This window comes from Nostoc sp. (assembly GCF_036917375.1).
Classification (GTDB): domain Bacteria; phylum Cyanobacteriota; class Cyanobacteriia; order Cyanobacteriales; family Nostocaceae; genus Nostoc.
Map to the genome: position 1 here is coordinate 281,106 of NZ_JBALDN010000105.1, position 21,636 is coordinate 302,741.

Sequence of the window (21,636 nt, forward strand, 5' to 3'; positions counted from 1 at the left end):
ATTAAAGGTTTTATAGGTTAAAATTAGCAACATTAATTTGTGAACGGATAGTAATCAAGAATAATTATCCAAGACCATCTCTATCCCTACAACTATTTAATGTAGCGGATTACTTCGGCAACTGACCAAGCTTGAGCGATCGCTCCTCTGGGTGTGTGAGGTGAATCGCCATCAAAAATCTCAGAAATAGAACCAAGACAAGCATCAAAGAAAAAGTGATCTAGCAAGGGTTGCCAATCAAAAGGCAGCGATTGTTGTGGATAAAAACGTTGCCAAGCTCGAATATACGGCCCAATTAGCCAAGTCCAAACAGTGCCTTGATGATAAGCGCGATCGCGTTGTTGTTGATTGCCCTCATATTTTCCTTTATATTCGGGATCTCCTGGATCGAGACTGCGAAGACCATAAGGTGTGAGCAAGCTGGTAGTTGCCAAATCTAATATCTGACACGCTTGCTGTTCCGAAAACCCACAATGGTGTAGCGACAGCGCCAAAACGGCATTCGGACGAATTTGAAAATTCCGGCGATCGTCAGGCTCAATAGTATCGTACAGATAACCTAGCTGAGGATTCCAGAATTTTTGCAGTGAGGTTTTCACATGTTGTGCTTGGTTAGCATAACGTTGTGCTTGCTTAGTGAGACGCACTGGTGAGCCATATTCCATTTGGCTCAAGCGCTCTGCCCACTGACTCAGCCAACATAAAGCAGAATACCACAACGCATTGATTTCCACTGGCTTCCCGTAACGGGGTGTGACGGGTTGTGCCCCAATTACCACATCCATCCAGGTGAGAGCTACACCACGAGCATCCCAACTAACTAGCCCATCGGTAGCATCGACCTGGATATTGAAATGTGTACCACCGACAAACGCTTTATAGATTTGCTGTACTACAGGGAATTGCTCTGCTAAAAAATCCCAGTCTTGGGTAGCTTCTAAATAAAGTCCTAAAGTTTCAATCCACCACAATGCCGCATCAATACTGTTATAAATTGGTTCGCCATTGAGATCGGGAAATGCATTCGCAATCAAACCGTGGCGACAATAATGCCCAAAAGTTTGCAATACTCTTTTTGCTAGGTCAAAGCGCTGTGGAACTAGTGCCAACCCTGGTAAAGCGATTAATGTATCGCGTCCCCAATCATTAAACCAGTGATAACCAGCAATGACCGTAGGGCCTGCAATTGAGGCTCGATAGACAATAAACCGATCGCTTGCTTTGAGTAGTTGTTGCCAGATTGGGAATTGAGCATTGGGCATGAGGCGTTGGGCGTTGGGCACTGGATATTCGTAGTTATTCCCCTGCTCCCCTGCCCCCTTGCTCCTCTGCCCCCCTGCTCCCCTGTCTGAGTCTCTCCATCCAAAAATCTGTGAGAGCCTTTCTTGCTCTGCCTCTACAGCTTCTGCGAAAGTTTTGACGCTGAGAACACCTGGCACTGAGTCGGGAAAACCTACTCGTGCTTCTAAAGTCACCGTATCTCCTGGTTGAAGTGTGACTATCAAGTAACCAGGACTGTGGAGGTCTTCCTTGTCGCCTAATCCCCGTTTTGTCTCCTCAGACAATCTATAATCCCAATACCAAACTGCATCTGGTTGATAATTTCCTTGTGTCCAGCGCAAGTGCCAAGGTATGCCGAAGCGCCCAGAATTGATTGCTTGTAAACAGACGTGCTGTTGCCCTAGCAATTGTGAAAACTGTAATTCTTGACTAGCAATTTGCTGGTGGTGAAAGTCACGTTCTGCTATCAACAGCCGCAACCGTAAAATCGCTGTTTCAGTTCCCTCATAGCGATACTGGATTAAAATTCGATGGCAAAATTGGGCATTAGGTATAAGAGGCAGAGGGGCGGAGGGGCAGAGGGGCAGAGGGGAAAAACTTACTGCAACCTCTCCTTGGTCACTGAGCGTAGCCGAAGTGCTGCTCCCCTGCTCCCCTGCTCCCCTGCTCCCCTGCCCTTCGTCCCCAGTCCACACCAAACCATAAGGCATCACCAATTGTCTAGTTAATTGCCAGTTATCTTGACCCCAAGTCCATTTGGGAACTGGGTTAATATCAAAACGGCGTAGCTGTTCGTAGCCTGTCCGCTCAATCTGACCGTTACCCCAAACATTTGTCCCCAGTGCCACAATGTGCCCTGATATTTCCAAGCTAGCTTCTAGGTGCGAAAACAGCAGAGTCCTTCCAGAAGGTGGGTTTGTTGCAGCAAACAGCCAACCATGATAGGTGCGCGTGCGGGCATCAGAAACTGTACCGCTGGCAAAACTTCCTAAGCCGTTGGTAAGCAACCATTCTCTTGTATCTAAATCAGGCATTTGCTACTCAAAATCGTTATGAGTATGATATAGTCGTAACAGATCGTAATTAAACTGTGAGAGCGTGGATGGGTAAATTTTACTTGACCCAAATTCCAACGCTACTAAACCGATAAAGGAGAATTAGGTTAATGTCCCTTACTTACGGAACCGAAGGAAGCCTCCGCGTTGGTCAACAAGCTCCCGATTTCACAGCAACGGCTGTGGTAGACCAGGAATTTAAAACAATCAAACTTTCCGATTATCGCGGTAAGTATGTCATCCTGTTTTTCTACCCACTAGACTTTACCTTTGTTTGTCCTACTGAAATTACAGCATTTAGCGATCGCTACGAAGAATTCAAGAAAATCAATACTGAAGTCCTTGGGGCTTCCGTTGACAGTGAGTTCTCTCACCTCGCTTGGATTCAAACAGATCGTAAGTCTGGTGGCGTCGGCGACCTGAATTATCCTCTAGTCTCTGACATCAAGAAAGAGATTAGCGCCGCTTACAACGTTCTTGACCCAGCAGCAGGCATTGCCTTGCGTGGTCTGTTCATCATCGATAAAGATGGTATCATACAGCACGCCACCATTAATAATCTAGCTTTTGGTCGTAGCGTTGATGAAACCCTGCGGACATTACAAGCAATTCAGTATGTTCAGTCTCACCCTGATGAAGTTTGCCCAGCTGGTTGGCAACCTGGTGACAAGACCATGAATCCTGACCCAGTGAAGTCTAAAGTCTACTTCTCTGCCGTCTAAATTTCGCTAGCTAAACAACTCTAATCCAGCCTTTTGGAGTTGAAAGCAAAATCAATGAAAACCACAGATAAACAGAGATACACATTAAACAATGTCAATCTCGTCAATATCTGTGGTTTTTTATAAAATAGTATTTAAATAATCAAGGCTAAAAATATGTTGACTTCAACTGACTTTAGTGGCTTATTAAATGAGCGATTCTTCCGTAATTTTTTACCAGTTCCAGCTAGCAATCAACTCAGATTGGGAGTGGGAACACCTGATTTTCAATTGCCAGATATTACCAACGGAACTTTAGTAAAGTTGTCTGATTATAAAGGCAAACAACCAGTGTTACTCGCCTTTACTCGCATTTTTACCGAAAAGCAATATTGCCCTTTTTGTTTTCCTCACATCAAAGCTTTGAAGGAAAATTACGAACAATTTAAAAATCGCGGCATAGAAGTTTTGATGATTACTAGTACCGATGAAAAGCAAAGTCAAATAGTTGTCAAAGATTTAGGATTAAAAATGCCACTATTGAGCGATCCTAGTTGTCGAGTTTTTCGAACATATCAAGCAGGACAAGCACTGGGAGCGCCTTTACCAGCACAGTTTGTATTAGATAAAGAAGGAAAACTGCGCTACTGGCATTTATTTTCTTTTTTGGATCGTAATGCTAGTGTTGAGACATTGTTAGAACAATTCAATTGACTATAAATATTCAAAATAAATTGCATTTGGTGTTGAAAATTAGGGATTAGGAATTGGAACTCTTAAGATTTGAATGGTAATTCAGAGCTTAATCAAATCATCAAATCTTAATAGTTTCATTTCTTTAAAAAGAATTACGAATGACAAATTATCTTTGAGGATAATATTGAGGATTCGCAACTTGGGGCTGATAACCGTTTGTGGGTATTGTACTTCCCATGCCGTTAGGTACAGGAGTGGCAACAGGAGGCTGATAAATGCTCATGGGCGCAGTGCCTGTTGTACTGTTAGGTAAAGCAGGATTCGCAACCTGGGGCTGATAACCATTTGTGGGTATGTTTGTAGTGGTGTTTGGCGTGACAGGATTTTGGCTAAACTCTTGGTAGGCTGCACGAGAAATTGAGCTAATCAATTTTTCGGCGCGGGGATCGTTTGCTGGACGTTGTACCATTACAGAGGCTATGTAGCGCTTGCCAGTTGGAACAACAATTAAACCTGTATCTGCCAACATTGTGCCGATATCACCCGTTTTGTGGTATGCTCTGGCACCTGTTCCCAAACCTGCTGGCAGCAGAGTGTCTTTTTGGGTGCGACGCAAGATATCAAGCATGAGATCGCGTGATGGCATACTGACTAAATTTCCTTGACTCACAATTGCCATCAAATTCCCTAGTTCTTTGGGACTAGTGGTATTTGTCCCTTGCAAATCTGGGAGTTGATTACGAATTGTTGTGGTTGTCAATCCCCAACTACGGAAACGCTGGTTTAAAGCGTCCATTCCTCCCAGTCGAGCAATCAGCATATTTGTCGCTGTGTTATCGCTGATTGTAATCATTTTAGTGACTACTTCCAAAGCGGCGTACTGAGTTCCTGGTGGTTTGTATTGCAAATCTCCCGAACCGCCGGCTACCATATCCTGTTGCATGGTCAGCATATCATCTAGGCGAATCTTCCCCGCATCCACATCCTGAAAAAAGGCAATCAAAATCGGTACTTTGATCGTACTAGCCGCCGGAAAACTGGTAGAGGCATTGATATCTACATAATTACCAGTATCTAAATCTACTAAGAAAATTCCAGGTGTGAGATTTGGGTTGGTGGCCGCCAAATTTTGCACGGCATTTTTCAAAGAGGTAATTTCTTGAGATAGGTATAGACTCGAAGCCCCATCTGGGGGAGTTTGGGTAGGTTGTGGCTGCGATCGCGCCACATTACTAACATTATTATTAGATTGCGACGCCGAGTTCGTGCTAATACGATTGGCTGGGTCTAATACTGACAATACAGTGCCCACAATTGCACCCATGCCAATACCTACAATCAATAAGCGCAAAACATACAATACGGTTTTGGCCATTGGCTTTAACTGGGTTTTTCGCGATGAGCGTCTGCCTGTTTTTGGCTTTTCCATCCGCACTGTTTTAACCATCACAGCACCCGGTCGAAAGGGAGGAATTTTTCCTTTAACACTAGGTATTGATTTTACTGCTGTTGGCATAACTAACCCCGATTTTACCCTACGTGTAGCGCCAGAGATTGGGGGAGGACTTATTTGATTTTTTGGGCGTGTTAGTGCCCCTTCTTGTCCATTTGTAGTTTGCTGCTGACTGTTAGCTTTAACTCTCTTCTTTACCACTTTTTGAACTTTTTGTGGCTGCTGGCGGCGATTTAAGGGTTGACGCCGCGAGAAAGCTGTTAGTTCGCCACTTGATTCTGACACCGTTACTCCTTGTGACCCACTTGACTGTTTTCTTGCAGACTCTTGACCCCAAACTTAATCTCTAAGCAATATTAATACTCAAATTCCACTTTGCCACTAAGTAGCATTTTTGTGTTTAGTTTAAGCCATATTAATTATTTTGGGGGGATGATTGCGTATATATTAAACGAATAATTACAAGTTTTCACTATCCCTCTGGTTTTTCAGGGCCCATTCTACCTGCTGCAAAATTCCTCGCAGCATAGCCACCTCCCCAGTTTTCAAGTGAGCGCGATTATACAATTGGCGAAATTTTCCCATACGACTAGCTGCCGTATGAGGATATATATAACCAATTTTCAGTAATATTGATTCTAATTGCTGGTAGTATCCTTCCACAACATCCAAGGGTGCGAGTTCAGTTGGAGGTAAGGTTTGAATGTCAAGTTTTTGGGCAGATTGTGACAATTCATAACAACAAATTGCGACAGCAGTAGCCAAATTTAGGGCGACATAATCTTTACTTGTGGGAATGCCAACAAACCGCTGTGCATAATTTAATTCTTCATTGCTTAATCCCCGGTCTTCCCTGCCAAAAATCAGTGCTGTGGGTTTTTCTAGTTCCTCCAGTAACCAGGGTAGTGCAGTGCGAGGATTTTCTAAGGGTGTTTCTAAACTGCGAACGCGACCAGTGGTAGCGATCGCCCGTACACATCCATGCAATGCTTCTGGTAAGGTTGCCACTATTACCGCAGATTCTATAATTTCCTGAGCGTGAACAGCCATCATCAGAGCTTCCGTCGATAGCGGATCGCATTGGGGGTTCACTAATACTAAATTATATAGCCCGAAATTTTTCATTACCCTGGCGATCGCGCCGATATTTATCGGCCCAGCTGGTTCTACCAACACAATTCTTAATCCAGCCAAGCCCATTTTTTGCCTCCTGCGATCGCACCAGTACTTACAGACTAATTTTCAGCATCGTAGTTCTGCTGAAGAGTTTCCTTGAAATCATTTTAGCTGTGTAAGTGAATGCCTGCGTCAGGTCTGAAGAGTTCAGCGCAATCTTTGCCGTTGGGCTAGTCATTCTTCCACTGGTTCGAGCTTTCAATCTACAACATCAACTCGCTTTAATGCACCCGTCAATTCTGTCATAAACTCAACAAAGACGCGAACTTTAGCACAGAGATAGCGTTTTTGCGGGTACAACACGGAGATCGGTAATCCAACTTGGGTCGCGTAGGATTGAAGAATTGGTTGGAGGTCTCCACGCGCGATCGCTTTGGCTGCGATAAATTTGGGAAATTGAACTACACCGGCTCCTTGAATGACTGCCTCTAAAATGACTTCTGAATTATCGAATCGCAGATAACTGTCAACAGAAAGGTCAATCGCTTTTCCATCTTGTTCAAACTTCCATTTAGGCTCTCGCCCAGTCTGTGGATAGATAAAGTTGACACAGCGATGCTGCAAAAGTTCTATGGGTGTTGTGGGCGTGCCATACTGGGCGAGATACTGCGGCGAGGCACAAGTGATGTAGCGTGCAGTTGCCAGATGGTGCATGATTAAACGGCTATCACTGCTCATTCCAATCCGCACTGTCGCGTCAATACCTTCCTCAATCAGATCGATCGTGCGATCGTTAAAAGAAACATTCAGATTTAGCTTTGGATATTGTGTGACAAATTGCAGCAGAGCCGGAGCGATATGTATTTTGCCAAACACAAAGCTCAGATCGAGCCGCAATGTTCCGAGCGGCATTGATTGCGATTGTTTGACTTCGAGTTCGGCTTCTTCCAAATCGTTGAGAATTTGCTGACAGCGTTGATAAAATCGGTTGCCATCTTCGGTCAGGGTCAAACTGCGAGTTGTTCGCTGGAGCAAGCGCACCCCCAAGTCATCTTCCAAGCGCAATACGGCTCGACTCACGGCTGAAGGAGCCATACCTAAGTGTCGTGCTGCCTCCGAAAAGCTTCCAGATTGAGCGGAGCGGATAAAAATCATCAGGCTTTTGAGCTTGTCCATTAACCGAAACGCATCTTTGAATTTTTTGCACAACTGTTTTGAATTTTAACTACTTTTTCTTTTTTTCTGCACAAGTTACTGTTTAGACAAGATAAATTTCAAATACACAAACAGCATTAAAAAAACAGACATGACACAGCAAACAACAGGAGAAAAAATTATCTTAGTCACCGGAGCCACGGGCAATCAGGGTGGCGCAGTGGCGCGTCATCTTTTAAAGCGCGGTAACTTCAAGGTGCGTGCCTTTGTGCGCGATCCAAACAAGCCCGCCGCCCAAGCACTCCAACAAGCGGGGGCAGAACTCGTAACAGGAGACTTCAGCGATCGCGCTTCCGTTGATCGCGCTTTGGAAGGTGCTTATGGCGTTTTTTCGTTGCAGACCTTTCTTAAAGAAGGTGGATTAGAAGCCGAGATCCGAGATGGCAAAGCGATCGCAGATGCAGCTTCATCGGCAGGCATTCAGCATTTCGTCTACAGTTCAGTGGGAAGCGCAGAACGCAACACGGGCATTCCACATTTCGAGAGCAAGTTTCAAGTCGAAGAATACATTCGATCGCTTGGTTTGCCCTACACGATGATGCGTCCAGTTTTCTTTTTCTATAATTACAACACGATGCGTCCGATGATTGAGCAAGGAACGCTTCTCCAACCGCTCAGTCCTGAAACGAAATTGCAGCAACTTTCCGAAGAAGATTACGGGAAAATGGTCGCTTCTGTGTTCGAGCGTCCCGCAGAATTCTTGAATTGCCAAAAAGAAGTCGCAAGTGTAGATATGACCATGACAGAAATTGCTGCTGCATTCAGCCGCGTTCTGGGTAAAACTGTCAACTACCAACAAATTCCGTTTGAAGCGTTTGAGCAGCAAGTCGGAGAGGAAGTAACCACAATGTATCGCTGGTTTGAGAACGTCGGCTACGGAGCGGATTTAGCGCAGTTGAAACGTGACTTTCCTTCCCCAAGCGACTTTGAATCCTATCTGCGCGACCACGACTGGACAAAATCAGATTAAAGCGCGTCTGATGTCAGGTCAAAAATGTGAATTGACAATTACAGCCCGATTAGAACTGGAACCTGCTAACTGGTTAAAAGTTGGTATTTGAATCCTGACTGTTTGTCCAGATGTCACGATAGCTGAAGAAAGATATCAAGTATATTTACTTACGGGTACTTAAGAAGTTCCCCAACAGATTTTAATCATTAGCAATAATACTTCATTTCTCCCTCTTCTTATGCTAATCCTACAATGCATTTGCCGAGGGAGTATTTCTTTGTATTGGAATGTAGATTGATACTTCTAGGGTGATTCTTGGCATGGGTATTGCATTGGCAATTTACTTATTATTAAATGATATATCTCGAAATTTCTCATTCCCCTAGCGATCGCTCCGACATTACTCACCCCAGCTACCTCTACCCAGACAATTCTTAATCCAGCCAAGCCCATTTTTTACCTCCTGCCTCCTGCCCCCTGCCCCCTGCCCAAATATGTCTCACATTCTTGTCGAAAATCTCAGGAAGACTTTCTTTGTGTCTGAACGTTCCTCTGGGCTTTTCGGTTCAATACGAGGGCTTGTGCAGCGAAAAACTAAAGAAGTTTATGCCCTCAAAGGAGTTTCATTTTCCCTGGAACGGGGAGAACTTGTAGGATACATTGGCCCAAATGGAGCTGGGAAATCGACCACGATTAAAATTTTGAGCGGTATTCTCGTACCTTCCAGTGGAAAATGTCTAATTGGCGGACGAACTCCTTGGAAAGATCGAATCAAGCACGTTAATCGTATCGGTGTAGTGTTTGGTCAAAGAACACAACTCTGGTGGGATTTGCCAGTGATTGAGTCTTTCGATTTGCTGCGGGATATTTATCGCGTTCCCCAATCGGAGTATCGCCAGATACGCGAAGAAATGATTGATTTGCTTGGTCTTGGAAGCTTTCTCTCAACTCCGGTGAGGCAGTTAAGCCTTGGTCAAAGGATGCGATGTGACTTTGCAGCTGCAATGCTTCACAGACCGGAAATTCTTTTTCTTGATGAACCCACCATCGGGCTTGATGCAGTTTCCAAGCTTGCAGTCAGAAAATTTATCAAAGCGCTGAATAAAACTCATCAAGTAACCACGATCCTCACTACCCATGATATGGATGATATCGAGGCATTGTGCGATCGCATAATTATTATTGGTGGAGGTGAAATCCTTTGTGATGGAACTCTAGCAGCACTGCGTTCTCAAGTTTCCTCGCGTCGGTACTTAAAAATCGACCTAGCAAACGATGAGTTCTTCTTTGAAGAAGAAGGAGTCAGTATTATCTCTAAAGAAGGTCGTACCGTAACTCTAGCTTTCGATCCCACAAAGCTTTCTGCTGCGTCTTTGATTAGCCAAGTTACCTCGCAACACGAAGTAGAGGATCTTTTTGTAGAAAATCCACCAATTGAAGAGATAGTTGCTGAACTTTATGCAATTTCAGGAGGAATTGTTCCATGAAAGCATATTGGTCACTGTTTGTTGCTAGATTTACACTGCTGTTGCAATACCGAACTGCTGCTTTGGCTGGCATTGGAACTCAGCTTTTCTGGGGGTTGGTAAAAGTAATGGTTTTACAGGCATTCTTTACTCATACAACCTCTGCTCAACCTATCACTTTTCAACAAGCTGTAGGATATGTGTGGCTGGGACAGGCGTTTTTGATGGCGATTGTCCCTTGGGGAGGTGATAGAGATATTCAAGAACTCATCCGAACTGGTGCTGTAGGATACGATCTTCTCCGACCCACAGACCTTTATAATTTTTGGTTTACTCGCGCTTTGGCACTTCGCACAACGCCCCTGATACTTCGTAGCATTCCGCTTCTTAGTGTCACAATTTTTCTTTTTCCCCTTTTGGGGCTTGATGAATGGTCGCTTTCTTTTCCACCCTCCTTTGTTTCTTTCGTTGCCTTTTTTATCTCTTTTATTGGCGCAATTTTACTTTCATCTGCATTAACTATGCTTCTTACTGTATCAATGATGTGGACAATTTCGGGCGAGGGAATTAATAGTATTCTACCTACTCTTGTTAGTATCTTCTCTGGCATGATTGTTCCGTTGCCACTTTTACCTGAGTGGAGCAAGCCTTTTGTGAATGCACTTCCTTTCTCAGGACTAATCGACAAACCTTTTCGTCTGTTTACTGGTAATCTTCAACCAAATGCCCTGTTTAATGTTTTGCTGCATCAAACTTTCTGGATAGTTGTCATTGTTATTATTGGGCGTATCCTTGTGAAATATGGTATCAAAAAGCTTGTAATTCAAGGAGGATAAATCAGACAATTTTGGATTTTAGATTTTGGATTTTGGATTGATCCCATAGATAAATCTAGGGGCTTGTACTATCAAGGAATGTCGGTCAAAAATTCGTAATTGTAATGATGCTCGTGGACTTGCTACCGCTACGCTAACTTAATTTGTAATTTTTTAAGTAGGAGATAGGTTAGGTAATTTATTTTAAATAAGAATTACAACGCGACTATGAATAATTTTTTGCTTTACCTTCGATATATTTCTGTATCTTTCAAGTCGCAAATGCAGTACAAAGTTTCTTTTTGGCTGCAAGTCATAGGGCAGTTTTTAGTAACTGCTGTTGAATTTTTTGGAGTTTGGGCGCTTTTTAGCCGTTTTAATAGTATTGGTACGTGGACTTTAAATGAAGTTGCTCTCTTTTATGGAGTAGTTAATATTTCTTTCGCCTGTGCTGATGCGCTTGGAAAAGGGTTTGACTCATTTACAACAATAATTAAAAGTGGAGACTTCGACCGGTTACTTGTTCGTCCACGTACCACAGCGCTTCAACTGTTAGGTAAAGAGTTTACTTTGAAACGAATCGGAAGATTATTTCAAGGAATTGTTGTTATGTGCTGGTCACTTTCTTCACTCCACATTCCTTTAACTTTTAAAACTTTATGGCTTTTGGGTACTTCATTTTTTGGTGGAGTTGCACTCTTTGTTGGTATTGTCATTATGCAAGCAACCATTACCTTTTGGACTATTGAATCTCTCGAAATTATGAATATACTCACTTATGGAGGAGTTGAAACGGCTCAGTACCCTCTTGCAATTTATAGTAAGTGGTTTCAGCGATTTTTTACTTTCTTGATACCGCTTGCTTGCGTCAGTTATTTTCCTTTGCTTGCAGTACTTGAAAAAGAAGATGCTTTTTTAGTGCCTTTGTGGTTTTGTTATGTCTCGCCAATCGCAGGTATTATCTTTTTAATAGTTGCGCTCCAGCTTTGGAAAATAGGAGAGCGATACTATTGTTCTACTGGGAGCTAAACAAAATTTTAGCTGTCTACTCAAGCATATTTTAATTGGGCAGATCGCACTTTTCTAAAGATTCTGATTAAATACTTTGTAGGATTGCCTAATTTCACAAAACAATGCCACAAGAAGCTCAAATAAAGAACTCTAGGAAAGGTTGGTTACGTAAAAGACTCAAAAGTACTCTGATTTTCCTGTTAGTACTAGGGCTATTGTTAGTGGGATTTGCTACCTACACTGTGCGCCAATCCTTTCCGCAAGAGAGTGGCACAATTCAAATACCTGAACTGAAAGCCGAAGTAACTGTCCAGCGCGATAAATGGGGAATTCCCCATATTTATGCTGCCAACTCCCACGATTTATTTATGGCGCAAGGTTATATCCACGCCCAAGACCGATTTTGGCAAATGGACTTTTGGCGACACATAGTTTCTGGGCGACTTTCAGAAATGTTTGGTTCTTCTCAGGTTGATACTGATAAATATCTGCGGACAATGGGTTGGGCGAGGGTGGCGCAGCAAGAAATTCAGGAAATGAATGCAGAGATGAAGGCATATTTGGAAGCTTACGCTGATGGTGTCAATGCCTATTTGGCAGAACATCAAGGCAGCGCCTTGAGTTTAGAATATGCTGTGCTAAAGTTTCTTAATCCTGGGTATCAGCCAGAACCTTGGCAAATACTCCATTCTTTAACTTGGGGTAAGGTAATGGCTTACGATTTGGGCAGAAATTTCGAGAGCGAAATTGAACGTGCTATTTTGCTCAAAACCCTTAACCCAAATCAAGTAGAGGAACTTTTTCCACCATACCCTCAAGACTTGCCAGTTATTTTACCTGAGTTGCAGCAAGGAGAGGAAGCAGGGGAGGTAGGGGAAGCGGGGGGAGTGAGGGACAATAATATTGAAGTACTTTTCGATTCTCCAGATGTATTCCCTGTTTTAGAATCAATTACTAAGCCGATGATGGCTTTAGAACAACTCATCGGGCCTACAGGAATAGGTATTGGCTCGAACAACTGGGTAATATCTGGTCAGCGAACGGCAACGGGTAAGCCAATCTTGGCGAATGACCCTCATTTAGGTGTGCAAATTCCCTCTATCTGGTATGAGGTTGGTTTGCACTGTACGCCGAAGAGTTCAGAATGTCCTTACAACGTTTCTGGCTTTTCCTTTGCGGGAATGATTGGGGTAATTATCGGTCATAGCGATCGCATTGCCTGGGGTGTCACCAATGTACAATCTGATGTGATGGATTTATACATCGAGAAAATCAACCCAAATAACCCCAATCAGTATGAGGTAAATGGCAAATGGGTTGATATGCAACTTCTGCAAGAGACGATTCAAGTAGCCGGAAGTCAGCCGATTGTGCAAACAGTACGCTATACCCGACATGGGCCGATTCTCTCTGATGTTTCGCCAAATCTGAAGCAATTCAAGCCAAGTCAGCCGTTAGAAATACCGCAAAACTACGCCGTAGCGCTGCGCTGGACAGCCTTAGAACCTTCCAAACTAGCGTATACTGTTCCCCAAATCAATCGCGCCCAAAACTGGCAAGAATTCCGCACTGCTGCCAGCAATTATGATGTCCCGGCTCAAAATTTGGTCTACGCTGACATTGATGGCAATATTGGCTACCAAATGCCTGGTAAATTCCCCATCCGCGCTCAAGGAGATGGGCGTTATCCCGTTTCTGGTTGGACGGATGAATATGAGTGGCAAGGCTATATTGACTTTGAGAAATTGCCCAAAAGTTTTAATCCACCTCAAGGTTATATTGCTACTGCCAATAATTTAGTTATGCGTGAATATCCTTACCTGATTACCACAGACTGGGTTTATGGCTACCGAGCCAAGCGGATTGTTGAAATGATTTCACAACAAACGCAACCCATTTCTCTAAAGGATGTACAGCAGATACAGGGTGATAATCGCAATTTAAATGCACAAACACTAGTGCCACTACTACAATTTATCACTATTGATACACCGCGCTTGCAAGCAGCCCAAAAACTGCTGCAAGGTTGGAATTTGCAGTTAGCAATGACATCGCCTGCTGCTGCTCTGTTTGAAGTATTCTGGAAACACTTGCTAGCAGATACATTTCACGATCAGTTACCTGAAACATACTTTCCTGATGGAGGCGATCGCTGGTATGCTGTGGTAGCAAATTTGGTTAAACAGCCCAGTAGTTCTTGGTGGGACAACCTCAACACCCCAAAAGTTGAGAACCGCGACCAAATCCTCCGGCAGTCCTTTTTCGAAGCCGTGGATGAACTAGAACGAATTCAAAGCAAAGACCCGAAAAGCTGGAATTGGGGTAAGCTGCATACCATTACTTTTCGGAATGCCACCTAGGGGAAATCTGGAGTTGCACCGATTGAGGCTTTATTTAATCGTGGTGCATTTGCTACATCTGGTAACGGCGAAACAGTGAATGCTAACCGCTGGAGAGCAAACAAATCTTTTGAAGTGACTGATATTCCTTCACTGCGGATGATTGTAGATTTAGGAAATTTGGATAACTCAGTAGCAATTCACACCCCTGGACAATCAGGCCATGCTTTCCATAGCCACTACAACGATATGGTTGAACCTTGGCGCAAAATTGAATACCACCAGATGTTATGGGAATCAAAGAATGTTACAGAAAATACGACTACAACACTGAGATTAATTCCAAAATTGGTAGAGTAAAGGACGACACGACTATCTAATTTTAAATTGCCTTATTTGCGTGTAATTACATACACGTTATCGAAAAAATGAAGTATAAAGTAACAGGGCAGAAAGAAAGAATCAAGTTTAGAAAAAGTATTTTCTCTAATCATCGATTCCTAATGTCCAACTTTCACGAAACATAGTTGGAGATCGTAGAACCTATGCAATGCGTATTTAAGCAAAGTTTTATACTTTCCGTCACTACTGCGATCGCTTTATTATTTGCAGGTTGTGGCGAAAGTAAAGTTGCTCAATGTAACAAAGTCATAAAAGTCGCCAATCAGGCATCTACTCTAGGTCAGGAATTCGCTAAAAATCCCAATCCGGCAAAAGGTTCCAAAGCTCTAACTGAACTTTCGGCTAAGATAGATCCACTTGCGAAAGAAATGAAAGCACTAGAAATTAAAGATGAAAAATTGCAAGGTTTCCAAGGACGCTTTATCACACTCTATCAGAACATTAGCAAACAATTGAATAATGCAGCAACAGCCATAGATAAAAAGAATCTACCAGCAGCAAAGGGCTTTCTGGTATCTCTGCAAAAGAGTAGTAGCGAAGAAAGTTCAATAGTCAATGAAATTAATAGCTATTGCTCTGGTAAATAACCAACTCTTAGCTTCCACCTCTGCAATTATCGGTGCTGGATTGGTTAATGTTGTGGGATTAATTATCAACGAGCACTTGTTTGATATCATGTCCGCCTAACTATACCATTTTGGATTTTAGATTTTAGATTTTGGATTGTGAAACATCCATTAGATAAGTGTTTCAGCTTCCCATCTGTCGCAATCATTTTTCAAATTGGTATTAGTTATAATTCCCCCATCTGTGCAAAAACCAGGAAACCCTCTTTCCCCCTGCTCCCCTGCCGTCTTAATGATAAATCTTTAACCGGACACGATATGAGGCTCTTTTTTGGGTATTTTTTGTCTAAGTCCTATTAACCAGAACCCAGTGATTAGGATTCCCCATTGCATACAGCGCACCGCCAAGTCTGCATCCGGGATAGAACGTAAATTACTGAGGTTAGATATTGGTCGATGAGTTACTCTGCATCACAATAGTTCCGGTTGGATAACGGCTATTTTCAGACAATTCCAAAGTCACGAATAATCCAGAGATACCTGTGTCATAAAAGTCGGCAGGCATCCAGAATTTATTTAGCACCTTTCCCTGGGGATTAATTTTCAGAGTACCACAGGGAATTTTTTCGCCATCAGCGATCGCCCAAAGTCGATAGACTTTCCCTGTAGGAGGAGCCACCAAATTTTGTACGGCTAGAATCCCTTGTCGTTGTCCTAGATTCACCACAAAGCTACCCGTAGCGGTATCCGACGCATTCACAGCCTTGAGAGAGAAAAGTTGTGTCTGGGACTGTTGCAGTAGGGTATTTATGTCTTGAGCCATGCGGAAATCCTGTCGCAAGCGATAGTTATCTACTCCTAAATACAGAATTAAGAGTGCCGCGACACTACCCATGATGGCGTACCAGAGGAAGCGAGACGGTTTCTGGGAAGGTTGGAAAGTCGTGGTTGCACCAGTCAGAATGGCAGATTGGAGATGGGGAGGCGGTTCAACGCTGTTTAAGCTGTAAACAACCTGGTCTAAGGTTGCCTGAAGCCGCTTCACTTCTGCCACTAATGCTGGATTTTCTGCCAGCAGTTGCTCGAAAACTTCTACTTCGGCGCGATCGAGGTCGCCTACAACATAGCCTGCTGCCAAGGTTTCGATTGCTTGAGGAGTAAGGGGTTCAGTCATAACCTTAGTCAATGGAGTGTTGTAAAAGTTGCTTCAGTTTCAGGAGTCCCTGGCGAGTCCAGCTTTTCACGCTTCCCAGGGGTTTATGCAGTTGTTGGGCAATTTCTGATTGGCTCAGTCCGGCATCATAGGCCAGTTCGATCACCTGTCGTTGCCGATCTGAAAGCTGGGTCAATGCCTGCCGCACTTGCTGCGATCGCTCATTGAAAACAGCCTGCTCAACTGGAGTATGCGCGGGGGGTGCGGCAGTGATATTCTGCCCCCAACGTTGCACCAAATTAAGCGTGCGACTGCGCGATCGCAATTTGTCGATCGCCCGCGATCGAGTCATGACAATCAGGTAACGCATCAAATGACCGTGGCGAACTGGGTCAACCGGACGCTGCCATAATGACAGAAAAATTTCCTGGGTTAGGTCTTCGGCTTCCGGCTGGCTTTGCAAAACTTTCAGCGCCACTCCATACACTACGCTGCCATAGCGCTCGTAGAGACACCTTAACGCCGTTGGTTGCTTTGCCTTCAGGCCATCCAAAAGTGCGGCATCGCTGGAGGATGACGGTTCTGATGAATGGCGATCGGGAGAACTTAGATCCATAGATTCAGGTGAATAGACTGAGGCTAATTTCTCTGCAAAAATGCCCAATGCATCTTGCAATGTGAATGCCAATCCTGATTTCACAACTTTTGAGTATAGAGCAAACTTACTTTCACTTCTAAAACGATTGGTGAAGCTAATTGGATGAGTTTAAGGTCGAAATTTTGTAGAAGTGGGTTATTTCGTTCTGATTGGTTATCAAAGAAGGCAGGAGGCAGGAGGAAAACAGCGCTGAAGTCTCCTCGAAGGCGAACTTGCGGTCTAAAACCCTGCCGTCTACACGGTGCTTACAATTTGGTTGGGGTTTGAATCGGCATACATTAGACTTCTTGCATAAGTCGGGAAAAGGGGAAAGGGAAAAGGTTCTGTATTGTCCCTTTCCCCTTTAACCTTTACCCTTTTCCCCAAGAGTGCAAAAAGCACAAATGCCAAGAGGTCTATTTTGTGCCTCCTGCCTCCTTCAATAGCTCGCGCCGAAAACCGAACGAACCGCGAACTTCAGTCTAGCAAAGGCATTTAAAAAGTTTAAATCCAAAATTGGTTCCCAGTCGTCTTAAAGGTAGAGAAAAGTAAGTAACCCAGTTAGCATTCTTTCCAGGCATAAGTTGCAACTAAATTCCTGAAATCACGCTAATTGTTTACCTGCCCACTCCTACAGCTTTTAAAACTGGGCATTGCAATGCAATGCCCCGACGAAATTTATATCGTCAATCTACAATGCCCTTCTTTGGTATGTCATATTTTGCACTTTTAGCAGTTTGGATTCGACCAATTTACTTGAAAGTTTGTGCTGCATCCATGCATTGAAGGTCAGTAAAACCGCTGTAGCCAAATAACCGATCTTAAAGGTAATTCTATGCGACGCTCTATTTCTGTGCTGTTAACAACACTGCTTCTTTCTGCCACCATTTTGCCTGCTGCGGCGAAGGCTCAAACCATACCAATCAGCTTCAATCCCTACGCGGCAAATCAACCCTCTGGAAACCAACTCAAGCCTTTTAATTTGGCTTATCTGGCGTATCAAGGCTACTTAAAAGACCAAGGCATTCCCCGCAGTAGTGCATTGATGTCGGCGATCGCGTCTGGAACAATCACGGCTCAAGACATTATTCAAGCTGCTGTCAAAGCGAATCGACTACCTGAGCAAGCGTTAAGCGATCGAGGCTATCGCCATAACCTTGAAAATCAATTGCAAGGATTTATAGCAGATTAAAAAACTGGCGTTACTGAATCAATATGATGAGAAACACATTTCGCAAGTACCATCGGCTAATTGCTACACTCTTTTGTTTGCCGTTACTCTTTACTGCTCTGACTGGCATTAGCGTTGCCATCGCCGACACATGGTTGCATCAAGAAGAGCTTGCTGCATTTTTAATCGCTGTTCACACCTTCCAAATCTTCAAACTCGATGCCATTCTGCCAGTTTTGAATGGGCTAGGTCTAATTGGCTTAGTGGCTACCGGAGTGAGCATGACTGGACTGTTTGCTAAACGTCATCAACCAAAGCGGATAAAAGAACGCTCATGAAATACATTTCTTATTTTTTCATAGCGATCGCCAGTGCCTTCCTGGTAATCCTGTTGTCGTTGTCATCCTGTAGTCCGAACCATAAGGCAATGACTAACCAACCAATGGCGATGAAAGATCGACCCCAAACTAGCCAACAAACTGCCGATACTACGGTCAAAATTCGTAATTTCAAATTTGAGCCAGCGAATTTGGCGATCGCTGTTGGTAAAACTGTTCAATTTATCAATGTCGATGAAGAACCCCACACGGCGACGGCTACGGATGGTACTTTCAACTCTAAAGCACTGGATACCAATCAAACCTGGAACTACACCGCCACCAAACCGGGAACCTATCCCTATATTTGCTCAGTTCATCCCTTTATGAAGGGGACGCTGACGGTAACACAAGAGAAAAAATAACCAGAGGAATACCAATGCAACGCAGAAAATTTATTGAACACGTGGGCTGGACAGGACTCGGCATTGTGTGGGCTGTTGGTGCAAATGGCTTATTAACTGCCTGTCAGGTGGGAGAACCAAATGCTCAAAAATCATCCACGACTTCACCGTTTTCCTTCGTTCAAATCAGCGATACGCACATTGGTTTCAAAAAACCTGCAAATGAACATGTCACCGATACGCTTCAGAAAACGATCGATGCAATCAATGCTTTACCCACTCCACCAGCCTTTGTCATTCACACGGGAGACATCTCCCATTTATCTAAACCAGAAGAATTCGATCAAGCGAAACAACTGCTTTCCCAATTGAAAGTCCCACTGTTTACTCTACCAGGGGAGCACGATACAATTGGCGATCGCGGCAAAGCCTACGAGGAAGCTTTTAACCGCAAGGATGTCAAAGAGGGTTTACAGGTTTGGGATCGGGCGGGAATACACTTTGTCTCCTTAACCAATGTGCTGGACTTTGGGGCAACCGGCACAGGCAAACTAGGTGAGGCACAACTGGACTTGCTCTCCAAAGATTTGGCAAACCAGAAACAGGATACGCCTCTAGTTGTTTTCAGCCATATTCCCCTATATGACCTTTATCCCAAATGGGGATGGGCAACTGCTGATTCTGCTAAGTTGCTTTCACTGCTATCTCGCTTTGCATCGGTAACAGTGTTAACGGGGCACATCCATCAAGTGATTGAGCACAGCGAAGGCAATATTCGCTTCCACACCGCTGCGGCGACTGCCTATCCCCTCCCCGCTCCAGGTCACGGCGATCAACCTGCTCCTGTCAAGCTCCCTGAAAATAATCTGTTGGCGGTGCTTGGATTCCGCACAGTTGAGGTAATTTCTGGGAAGGATACTAGAGTTGACCAACATGCTCTAGTAGTTCGCCAAGTGAACTTGGCGGGGTAAAGGGGTAAAGAGTTTAAATCCCTTACCCTTTTCCCTTTCCCCTTTCCCCAGTCCTCACACATTTGAGAGCGCTATATTGATTACTGAGAACTAAGTACTTTACTTTTCCGTGTAGTCGTGAGAAAAACGTTCGTCCCTTGGAATTCTGGGATGACGGCGATTTAGTTGATTGGTATTAATTGATTTTTTCTGTTGAGCAGAGATATTTCGCCAACCTAAATCTTTGAGGATTCTTTGAGCTGCAACTTCACCTGTTGCACAACCGCCTTCCATATATCCTTGATAGGACAGAGAACAGTGTTCGCCAGCAAAAAATAGATTACCTACACGTTTTTGTTCTGCTCCAGCGATACTTGTCCATTGTCCGACTAAATAGCAAGCGTAGGAGGCTCGTGTGTACTGTTCTCCAGGCCAATAGGCGCGAATGGCTTGACCTTGACGCAGATTTTTGATTCCGGGGAAAATCCGATCTAATTGTGGTAATAGTATTTGGGCTTGAGATTCTGCTGAACCTTTGCCCAAAGATAAGCCATGTTCACCACCAGTAAAGTTAGTAATTAGACCTTTGGAGCCTTTTTGGTAGCGACTGGGTTCCCAGGTGTTTTGAAAGCCTGTGTCAGTAAATGTTGCTGCTGTTGAGTTATATTTAGTGCGCCATAATTTTTGTTGATAGGCTGTAATTAATTTGGCATTTGTACCATATCCTAATTCTGCGATCGCTTTCTGTTTAAATGCTGGTAAATTCACATCCAACTTCACTAAACGCAAAGTGGTAAAGGGCAATGTCAGCAAGATTCTTTCATAAGTACGATCGAAGGTTTTATAGCCAGACTTTAAACTAACTCGATAGCGACCATCAGGACGGATACAGATAGCTTCCAATTCTGTTTCAGTTTGGATAGCATAAGCTAAAGAATTTGCTAGCAGACGGGGTACTTGGTCGTTACCACCACGAATGGTGTAACGTTCATCGCTTTCACCGTAGAGTGAGAATTTATCAGTGTTAGTACCAATCAAAAACAGTAGATTCAAACAGGATTGTTCTGCTGCCTCTCGACCATATTCGGTACTATAAGACACCTTTAGCATTTCTTGCAGAATGGGATTAATTTTTGCTTGCTCTAAATACTCTGCAATGGAGGTATTATCTAAAGCGAAAGCGGCCTGATTGTAAGAGCGATAAGTTACATCTCCATCCCCAATGGCAACTAAATCCTCGTCAATTTTACGCGCCAAAGGAATGAAGTAATTAATAATTTCTAGTTCGGGAATTTTGCGTCCTTGAAAGTACCATGTTTCTGGCACTAAACCCTTATCAGTAGCGAGTACATCGACTATTGTTAAACCAAGTTCTTCAGCAAGCGATCGCAATTTAGTATGATCTGTATCAATAAATTCTCCACCTAGTTCCACAGTCACGCCAGTACCTGCTGCGTTGGCTAAACTACGCATTCGACCACCAACGCGATTCCTCGCTTCAATGATGTCTACAGGAACCCCAGCTTGACGTAAACGGTAGGCGGCAGTTAAACCAGCAATTCCCGCACCCACTACCAGCACCTTGGGAATTGTGCCAAAAGCCATAGAATCACGTCCATTATGCCAGGTAGATGTAGCTAATGCGCTTGCTAATCCCAAACCCCCATATAGTAAACGGCGACGAGTGGTTTTTTGTTTTAAAATGTCAACTATCTCATCTGTGGGAATGCCAGTTTTGAGCGATGCTCTCGCAATTTTATAAGCACGTTGCAAAGATACCATTAGTGCAGACTTAGCCATTCAACCACCTTTATTGCCGCTAATTTTCAAATAATATTCATCATTGCAGCTTTAGATTAATTTTTTCATGAAGTAATTCAATTTATATCTAAAAATTAATCAAATTTTTCATAGTAGTTTTGGTTTATTTAAATTA

Annotated in this window: 18 protein-coding genes and 1 pseudogene; 12 read left to right on the forward strand and 7 right to left on the reverse strand. The window is 43.6% G+C overall.

Annotated features, from left to right (window positions below; genetic code table 11):
- Positions 1–92: 92 nt before the first annotated feature.
- Positions 93–2,315 (reverse strand): amylo-alpha-1,6-glucosidase, encoded by a 2,223-nt coding sequence (locus V7K45_RS29435; protein WP_335008958.1) that lies wholly within the window; start codon positions 2,313–2,315, stop codon positions 93–95.
- A 131-nt stretch (positions 2,316–2,446) separates the two neighbouring features.
- Between V7K45_RS29435 and V7K45_RS29440 the strand changes: the two genes are divergently transcribed.
- Entirely contained in the window at positions 2,447–3,058 is a 612-nt protein-coding gene (locus V7K45_RS29440; protein ID WP_322651784.1) for a peroxiredoxin, read from the forward strand.
- A gap of 156 nt (positions 3,059–3,214) precedes the next feature.
- Complete coding sequence (locus tag V7K45_RS29445) at positions 3,215–3,751, forward strand: peroxiredoxin family protein (protein ID WP_335008960.1); 537 nt, start codon at positions 3,215–3,217, stop codon at positions 3,749–3,751.
- 148 nt (positions 3,752–3,899) lie between these two features.
- Here the strand turns inward: V7K45_RS29445 and V7K45_RS29450 are convergent, their stop codons facing one another.
- The 3 genes from V7K45_RS29450 to V7K45_RS29460 all read right to left on the reverse strand — a co-directional run bounded on the left by V7K45_RS29450 (position 3,900) and on the right by V7K45_RS29460 (position 7,478).
- Complete coding sequence (locus tag V7K45_RS29450; protein WP_335008962.1) at positions 3,900–5,471, reverse strand: serine hydrolase; 1,572 nt, start codon at positions 5,469–5,471, stop codon at positions 3,900–3,902.
- Between the two features lie 174 nt (positions 5,472–5,645).
- Positions 5,646–6,386, reverse strand: a complete 741-nt coding sequence (locus V7K45_RS29455; RefSeq protein ID WP_335008964.1) for an RNA methyltransferase — start codon at positions 6,384–6,386, stop codon at positions 5,646–5,648.
- Between the two features lie 174 nt (positions 6,387–6,560).
- Positions 6,561–7,478 carry a LysR family transcriptional regulator gene (locus V7K45_RS29460; protein ID WP_335008966.1) on the reverse strand — a complete coding sequence of 306 codons (918 nt, stop codon included), beginning with the start codon at positions 7,476–7,478 and terminating at the stop codon, positions 6,561–6,563.
- Between the two features lie 130 nt (positions 7,479–7,608).
- Between V7K45_RS29460 and V7K45_RS29465 the strand changes: the two genes are divergently transcribed.
- The 6 genes and pseudogenes from V7K45_RS29465 (at position 7,609) to V7K45_RS29490 (ending at position 15,089) form a co-directional block, all read left to right on the forward strand.
- The gene (locus V7K45_RS29465; protein ID WP_335008968.1) at positions 7,609–8,487 is read left to right on the forward strand and encodes an NmrA/HSCARG family protein; all 879 of its coding nucleotides are present in this window, start codon (positions 7,609–7,611) and stop codon (positions 8,485–8,487) included.
- Positions 8,488–9,005: 518 nt separating this feature from the next.
- The gene (locus V7K45_RS29470) at positions 9,006–9,956 is read left to right on the forward strand and encodes an ABC transporter ATP-binding protein (protein ID WP_335008970.1); all 951 of its coding nucleotides are present in this window, start codon (positions 9,006–9,008) and stop codon (positions 9,954–9,956) included.
- Positions 9,953–10,771 (forward strand): ABC transporter permease, encoded by an 819-nt coding sequence (locus tag V7K45_RS29475; protein ID WP_335008972.1) that lies wholly within the window; start codon positions 9,953–9,955, stop codon positions 10,769–10,771. The genes V7K45_RS29470 and V7K45_RS29475 overlap by 4 nt, the downstream gene beginning before the upstream one ends.
- 261 nt (positions 10,772–11,032) lie before the next feature.
- On the forward strand, positions 11,033–11,779 hold the full coding sequence (locus V7K45_RS29480) for an ABC transporter permease (RefSeq protein WP_335008974.1): 747 nt from the start codon (positions 11,033–11,035) through the stop codon (positions 11,777–11,779).
- A gap of 104 nt (positions 11,780–11,883) precedes the next feature.
- Positions 11,884–14,460: pseudogene (locus tag V7K45_RS29485) on the forward strand (penicillin acylase family protein).
- Positions 14,461–14,645: 185 nt separating this feature from the next.
- On the forward strand, positions 14,646–15,089 hold the full coding sequence (locus tag V7K45_RS29490; RefSeq protein WP_335008976.1) for a hypothetical protein: 444 nt from the start codon (positions 14,646–14,648) through the stop codon (positions 15,087–15,089).
- Between the two features lie 421 nt (positions 15,090–15,510).
- Here V7K45_RS29490 and V7K45_RS29495 read toward each other — a convergent pair whose 3' ends face one another.
- Together V7K45_RS29495 and V7K45_RS29500 are read right to left on the reverse strand one after the other, a co-directional pair.
- A complete protein-coding gene (locus V7K45_RS29495) occupies positions 15,511–16,242 on the reverse strand; it encodes an anti-sigma factor (protein ID WP_335008978.1) in 732 nt (243 codons plus the stop codon).
- A gap of 4 nt (positions 16,243–16,246) precedes the next feature.
- Entirely contained in the window at positions 16,247–16,909 is a 663-nt protein-coding gene (locus tag V7K45_RS29500) for a sigma-70 family RNA polymerase sigma factor (protein ID WP_335008980.1), read from the reverse strand.
- Between the two features lie 784 nt (positions 16,910–17,693).
- Between V7K45_RS29500 and V7K45_RS29505 the strand changes: the two genes are divergently transcribed.
- Genes V7K45_RS29505 through V7K45_RS29520 form a run of 4 tightly spaced genes read left to right on the forward strand, consistent with a single transcriptional unit; the run spans position 17,694 to position 19,721 of the window.
- Positions 17,694–18,050, forward strand: a complete 357-nt coding sequence (locus V7K45_RS29505) for a hypothetical protein (protein WP_335008982.1) — start codon at positions 17,694–17,696, stop codon at positions 18,048–18,050.
- Positions 18,051–18,073: 23 nt separating this feature from the next.
- Positions 18,074–18,367 (forward strand): peptidase, encoded by a 294-nt coding sequence (locus tag V7K45_RS29510; RefSeq protein WP_335008984.1) that lies wholly within the window; start codon positions 18,074–18,076, stop codon positions 18,365–18,367.
- Positions 18,364–18,771 (forward strand): cupredoxin domain-containing protein, encoded by a 408-nt coding sequence (locus V7K45_RS29515; protein WP_335008986.1) that lies wholly within the window; start codon positions 18,364–18,366, stop codon positions 18,769–18,771. Before V7K45_RS29510 ends, V7K45_RS29515 begins: the two co-directional genes overlap by 4 nt.
- Positions 18,772–18,785: 14 nt before the next feature.
- The gene (locus V7K45_RS29520) at positions 18,786–19,721 is read left to right on the forward strand and encodes a metallophosphoesterase family protein (protein ID WP_335008988.1); all 936 of its coding nucleotides are present in this window, start codon (positions 18,786–18,788) and stop codon (positions 19,719–19,721) included.
- 99 nt (positions 19,722–19,820) lie between these two features.
- On the opposite strand, the gene V7K45_RS29525 is transcribed toward V7K45_RS29520, so the two are convergent.
- The gene (locus tag V7K45_RS29525; protein ID WP_335008990.1) at positions 19,821–21,500 is read right to left on the reverse strand and encodes a flavin monoamine oxidase family protein; all 1,680 of its coding nucleotides are present in this window, start codon (positions 21,498–21,500) and stop codon (positions 19,821–19,823) included.
- Positions 21,501–21,636 lie beyond the last annotated feature (136 nt).